We start from the raw sequence: 5,666 nt of genomic DNA, 5'->3' as shown, positions 1-5,666 counted from the left end.
GAAATGAACCTAATGGGAAAATCCTTGAAATATTATATTTCAGCCGTCTGTATTTTTTTGCTTTCTATTCCATTATCTGCTCAAAACTTTGATCGGATAGATAGTATTCAGACGCAAATTCGACAGATAGATTTTAATGATACTTCCAGAATTGATTTGTATAATCAGTTGGGGTGGGAATATCGTAAGTCTCATCCAGACAGTACTATACTGTATGCTGAGAGGGCTATTGCTCTTGTGAAACGTTACAATTTAACAAGTGGAACGGCTCAGTCATTAAATTATATTGGAATAGGCTACCACTACAAAGGCAATAATTTAAAGTCCTTTGAATATTACAATTTGGCCCTTGAGGAGGCTGAGATTCATAATGACTCTTCGCAATATGCTCATGCATTAAACAGCTTAGGTAGACTTTACCTAAATCAAGGTGATTTTTTAAAATCATATGATACCTATTTTAAAGCTCTAGAGATATTTCAAAACATAGGCGATGCAGAAGGAATAGGATACTGCTATAAAAGCTTGGCAGAGCTTTATCAAACTCAAAAGAATTTTGAGAAAGCACTTGAAATGAGTAAGCAAGCGCTTACTATTAGAGAAAAATCTAATAATGTAAGAGGCCAAATATCTGCTCTCGTTGAAATAGCAGGCATTTATGAGAAGATGGAAAACTTCGATAAGGCTTTAGATCATTATCTTCAAGCCAAGGTTAAAGCGGAATCCATTAATGATAAAGTAAGCATTTCCAGCATCGACCTAGGTATTTCGCAACTTTATTATAGTCAGGAAAAATACGATGAGGCACTCATTTTTGGTCTAAAGGCTGATAAGGGGGCACAAATCACCTCTAATTTCGATTTGATAAGTCAGGTTGAACTTCAGCTTGGAAAGATATTTTTTGAACAAAGAGCGTATGATAAGTCCAGAGCTTATCTGAAGAAAGTCATTAAAAACACTCAAGCATCGAAGAATTTAGCTTTAGAACGTGATGCCTACTATTACCTTTCTGAAATTGCTGCCCAACTGAGTGAAGTCGCTGAGAGCTATAACTATTTTTTAAAATACACAGAGTTAGATCACGCCCTCGATAATGCTGAAGTAGCCAGAACTATTGAGAGGCTGGAGGCCAGGTTTGAAATTGAAAAGAAGAATCAGGAAAACATATTACTAACCGCCCAACAAGCCCGAGATGAGGCAATTATAGAGCGCCAACAAACCCAGAATATCGCTTTAATAGTTATTGTGCTAGTTGTGACCTCTTTGATGGTGACATTATATATAATGAGCAGAAAGAGAAGGGCTGATAACAGGAAGCTTAAGGAGAAGAACGAGGAAATAGCTGCTCAGAGAGAAGAGATTTCAAGACAGAATGTTCACATCAATTCACAAAATGAGAAGCTTCAGAAGAGGAATGATGATTTGGCCCAGCTCAATCAGGAGAAGGATATTTTAATGAATATAGTTGCTCATGACCTAAAATCGCCTTTTAATAGAATAAGGGGTATTGCGGAATTGTTAAAACTTTCGGGTCTTAATGAAGAGCAAAGCAATTACAATAATCTACTTCAGGAAATATCTGTAAGTGGTATTAACCTTATCAGAGATTTGTTGGACGTCAATTCATTTGAGGATGATAGTCGTAAAAAAGATATATCAAAAGTTGATGCTTGTGATCTGATACTTGAGAAGGCTAAGTATTTCTATGCAGATGCAAAATCTAAAAATATAGAGGTGGTTACTGAAGTGAGCGATGCGCATGCATATTTGTTTACTGATCAGGTATACCTTTCAAGGATACTGGATAATCTTGTTTCAAATGCTATTAAATTCTCAAATCCAGATTCTAAAGTAGTGTTAGGGGCGGTTAAGTCTGATGGGAAAATTCAAATTTATATTGAAGACTCAGGACAAGGTTTTAGAGATGAGGACAAGAAAAATTTGTATAAGAAATTCACCAAACTAAGCGCTCAGCCAACTGCTGGTGAAAGTTCTAATGGATTAGGTTTAGCAATCGTAAAAACACTTGTAGATAGACTTGGTGGTGAAATTATACTGGAGACAGAACCTAGAAGAGGGAGTAAGTTCATATTAAATTTTCCTATAGGAAGTGAAGTTGGGAAAACGGAAGATGTCACTGCTTAGAAAATATTGGTAATCAAAAGGCCTTACAAATCGTAAGGCCTTTTGATTTAGGCAAGCGCAGATTTAATATCTTCAAGAAGATCATCTATATCTTCGATACCCACACTAAGCCGTATTAACGAATCAAGTATGCCGATCTTTTGTCTTTCTTCATAAGGTATGCTGGCGTGTGTCATTGTTGCGGAGTGATTAACCAAAGATTCAACACCTCCCAGAGATTCTGCAATGGAGAAGAGTTTAAAACTTTCCATAACCTTAAAAGCTTCTTCTTTGCTATTTCCTTTTAATGTAAATGAAATCATGCCTCCAAAGTCCTTCATTTGAGCTTTTGCTATGTTATGGTTAGGATGCGACTCAAACCCAGGCCAATACACTTTTTCTACTTTAGGATGATCTTTTAAGAAATTGGCGATCACTCTTCCATTCTCACAATGTCTTTGAACCCTTAGGTGTAGCGTTTTTATTCCTCTTAGAACAAGAAAGCAATCTTGCGGACCTGGAGTTGCTCCACTACTGTTTTGAATAAACGCCAAGTCAGCAGCCAGCTGATCATCATTTGCAACAAGAGCACCCATTACAACATCAGAGTGACCTCCCAGATACTTGGTCACTGAATGCATTACAATATCAGCGCCTAAGTCGATAGGCAGCTGTAAATATGGTGTTGCGAAGGTATTATCCACAGCAAGCATCAAATCGTGCTTTTTGGCAATTTTTGATGCACCTGCAAGATCAATGATATTCATCATCGGATTAGTTGGGGTTTCAAGCCATAGAAGTTTAGTATTATCAGTAACATACTTCTCGATGTTGGAAACATCTTTCATGTCAATGAAATGGAATTTCAAACCAAATTTGGCATATACTTTAGTGAACAATCGGTATGTTCCACCATACAAATCATTGGCAGCAATAACTTCATTACCCGGGCTTAATAATTTTAAAACAGCATCAATTGCTGCTAGACCGGATGAGAAACATAGACCATGTTTTCCATTTTCGAGGGCTGCAATACTTTGTTGTAAAGCATGTCTGGTAGGGTTTTTAGTTCTCGAATACTCAAAACCTTTATGATCTCCAGGTGATGGCTGAACATATGTTGAGGTTTGAAATATCGGAGTCATAATTGCCCCTGTTGATGGATCCGGTTCTACACCGGCATGTATTGCCTTAGTGCCAAATTTCATAGGTAAAAAATCTTTAAATATGGTGGGTTATAAACGGGCTGAAAAGCTGATGGCGTTCAATATCCAGCAGAATTTAATTAAATCACGACCAGTAGGTCTTGATGTTTTCTTTCCAGTTGTCTTTGTCTTTGAGATAGAGTAAGGTATTTATCAACATCTTATTTTCTGCAGATGTTTTTCCTGATTTCTCAATGGCATTTTGAATAATCTTATACAAATCTTCACTTGATGCCTTACTAGCTAAAAAGTCAATAACAGAATTGTCATCAATGGCTATTGGTTGTGGTGCTGGTTGCTCGGTAATGGGCTTTCTAGCTTCAGGTTGAGCTTCTTTTTTTACAGTTTCTGGTTGTACAAAACTCTTGGCTTCTTGTTTTAAAAAAGCATCAAGATCTTTGAGTGTGTTCTTTTTCTTAGCCATGATTCAATTCTTTAATGATCTCTTGAGCAATTTTCAAGTATTCTTTTTCAGCCATTATTGTGCTGAAATTGACAAAAAGGTTCTTCTGAGGTACAGTTACTTCTAGAATATGTGCATCCAGATTATCCAAGGCGTCCATTATAGTTTTTGATCCTGTAAGGCTGTGTATCCTGTTCGGCAGCACCATTATCTTTAGTTCTGATTTTAACTCACGTGCTGGTGATAAATCTTCAATGGTTTGGTAGGTTACTAGCAGGTCATTTTGTGTCAAACTGGTAGGTACAATTACTCCATCGCTTTGAAGGCAAAGTTTCTTAATGCCTTCATCAGTAGTTTTGCCAGCACTATCCACAATTATGAAGTCGTAGGATTTTGATGTCCTTAATTCAGCAAGGTCATCAGCTATTTTAGCATCTTCAGAACCCAGAATTTCAAATAAAGAATTTTCCTTTGCTCCTGATTTAAATACCTCAAGTTTTCTTAATGTGTTGAGCGTATAGTTTGTATCAGTTTCTATAAGTGCCACCTTGTGACCAAGGCTGTGAAGCATAGTAGCCAGATTGATAGCGTTTGTTGTTTTGCCTGTGCCACCTTTTCGGCTAATGAATGAAATAATTTTTGTCATAGTATAATTGTACTTGACTAAAATTATAAAAATAGGGCGACTAAAACTAAAATCTTTTTACTTTGAAACTAAAGCTAATAAAATGAAGAAAGTCTATTATTTATCAACCTGTGATACCTGCAAAAGAATTATGAAGGAAGTAGGATTGGATGGTTTCGAAAAGCAGGATATAAAAACTGAGAAGATTACTAATGAGCAAATAGAGGCCATGCACGCTCTGGCAGGAAGTTATGAGGCCTTGTTCAGTAAGGTGGCGAGAAAGTACAAGGAATTAGGCCTGAAGGAGCGTAATCTTAGTGAAGACGAAATAAAAAATTTTATACTGGATGAATACACTTTTCTGAAACGACCAGTTTTTATTATTGATAATGAGATATTTATAGGGAACAGTAAGAAGACTGTGGAGGCTGTTAAAGCGAAAGTATCCTAATTACAAATCCAACCATTTCTGGGCATGGTGTGTCTTTAAGGAAAGCGCATCATTATGAAATACATTAATATACTTGTTGTCAGTTTGACCTTGGTATCATGTTCTGATGATAACGTTGGTAATCTGTGTGGAGATTATCTATCTCTAAAACTGAATCAGTCTAAAACTGTTGCTATTGGAGAAAATGTGGAGGCCAGTTTTCTGGTAGTTAGGGTAGAGGACAATAGATGTCCTGAGGATGTGGTCTGCATTAGAGCAGGAGAAGTTTTCGTTGATCTGAAGGTCAATAACAGTGAGGTACTAAACTTTTGTCTGGGCGATTGTATCGAGCGGAATAAAGGCTATTTGCAAGCCGATACCATAGCTACAGAGGTTAATAATCAGGATTTTAAGCTCGTTTTACGTGCTGTTAATTCATACCCTTCTTCAAAAGATATAATGCCGCAAACGGCATGTTTTGAGGTATTGTTAATGGAGTAGGTCTTTTGACCTGCTCCTTTACTTTTCATTTTTAAATTAACTTTGGCCTTTTCTAAAGCCATAAGTATTTTGGCCTATAAAGTCCTTGGGAAATTTATCATCGCCTTTGAAGCCAAGTTCAATTTTCCCACTGTCTTCAGGAATGTAATTGGTTTTGAAAATGTAATCCCAGAGACTCATACTTATGCCGTAGTTTACGCCATATCTACCTTCTGGTAAAACATATGCATGATGATAAAGGTGCATAACTGGGTTATTAAAAATATACTTTAAAGGTCCCCAGGTAATTTTAATATTTGCATGATTCAAATGACCGATGGTTATGGCAATAAAATGAACAATATAAGCCTGCTCTGGCTCAAAGCCTCCAAGTATCAT

At 36.7% G+C, this 5,666-nt stretch carries 7 protein-coding genes; 3 read left to right on the top strand and 4 right to left on the bottom strand.

Annotated elements, in window-relative coordinates; all coding sequences use genetic code 11:
- A partial coding sequence (locus E1140_RS02170; protein ID WP_155178568.1) for a tetratricopeptide repeat-containing sensor histidine kinase occupies positions 1-2,145 on the top strand: 2,145 nt, incomplete at its 5' end.
- Between the two features lie 47 nt (positions 2,146-2,192).
- Here E1140_RS02170 and E1140_RS02165 read toward each other — a convergent pair.
- The 3 genes from E1140_RS02165 to E1140_RS02155 all read right to left on the bottom strand — a co-directional run bounded on the left by E1140_RS02165 (position 2,193) and on the right by E1140_RS02155 (position 4,378).
- Entirely contained in the window at positions 2,193-3,332 is a 1,140-nt protein-coding gene (locus E1140_RS02165) for a cystathionine gamma-synthase (protein ID WP_155178565.1), read from the bottom strand.
- An 82-nt stretch (positions 3,333-3,414) separates the two neighbouring features.
- The gene (locus tag E1140_RS02160; protein ID WP_155178563.1) at positions 3,415-3,753 is read right to left on the bottom strand and encodes a hypothetical protein; all 339 of its coding nucleotides are present in this window, start codon (positions 3,751-3,753) and stop codon (positions 3,415-3,417) included.
- Positions 3,746-4,378: a ParA family protein gene (locus tag E1140_RS02155; RefSeq protein ID WP_155178561.1), complete on the bottom strand. Its 633-nt coding sequence runs from the start codon at positions 4,376-4,378 to the stop codon at positions 3,746-3,748. Before E1140_RS02155 ends, E1140_RS02160 begins: the two co-directional genes overlap by 8 nt.
- An 82-nt stretch (positions 4,379-4,460) precedes the next feature.
- Here E1140_RS02155 and E1140_RS02150 point away from each other — a divergent pair, with 82 nt between their 5' ends.
- Together E1140_RS02150 and E1140_RS02145 are read left to right on the top strand one after the other, a co-directional pair.
- Positions 4,461-4,808 (top strand): arsenate reductase family protein, encoded by a 348-nt coding sequence (locus tag E1140_RS02150; protein ID WP_155178559.1) that lies wholly within the window; start codon positions 4,461-4,463, stop codon positions 4,806-4,808.
- Between the two features lie 54 nt (positions 4,809-4,862).
- Entirely contained in the window at positions 4,863-5,288 is a 426-nt protein-coding gene (locus tag E1140_RS02145) for a hypothetical protein (RefSeq protein ID WP_155178556.1), read from the top strand.
- Between the two features lie 36 nt (positions 5,289-5,324).
- On the opposite strand, the gene E1140_RS02140 is transcribed toward E1140_RS02145, so the two are convergent.
- Positions 5,325-5,666: sterol desaturase family protein (locus E1140_RS02140; RefSeq protein ID WP_185153376.1), on the bottom strand; the 342-nt coding region annotated here is incomplete at its 5' end.

The sequence above is a fragment of the Fulvivirga lutimaris genome, assembly GCF_009711525.1.
Lineage (GTDB): Bacteria > Bacteroidota > Bacteroidia > Cytophagales > Cyclobacteriaceae > Fulvivirga > Fulvivirga lutimaris.
Note: the sequence above shows the minus strand (reverse complement) of the source record. Positions and strands in the feature narration are given on the sequence as shown.

What these genes read in the sequence shown, in the direction of transcription:
- E1140_RS02165 (WP_155178565.1), bottom strand. Translation starts at nt 3,332, where the DNA reads ATGAAATTTGGCACTAAGGCAATACATGCCGGTGTAGAACCGGATCCA.
- E1140_RS02160 (WP_155178563.1), bottom strand. Translation starts at nt 3,753, where the DNA reads ATGGCTAAGAAAAAGAACACACTCAAAGATCTTGATGCTTTTTTAAAA.
- E1140_RS02155 (WP_155178561.1), bottom strand. Translation starts at nt 4,378, where the DNA reads ATGACAAAAATTATTTCATTCATTAGCCGAAAAGGTGGCACAGGCAAA.
- E1140_RS02150 (WP_155178559.1), top strand. Translation starts at nt 4,461, where the DNA reads ATGAAGAAAGTCTATTATTTATCAACCTGTGATACCTGCAAAAGAATT.
- E1140_RS02145 (WP_155178556.1), top strand. Translation starts at nt 4,863, where the DNA reads ATGAAATACATTAATATACTTGTTGTCAGTTTGACCTTGGTATCATGT.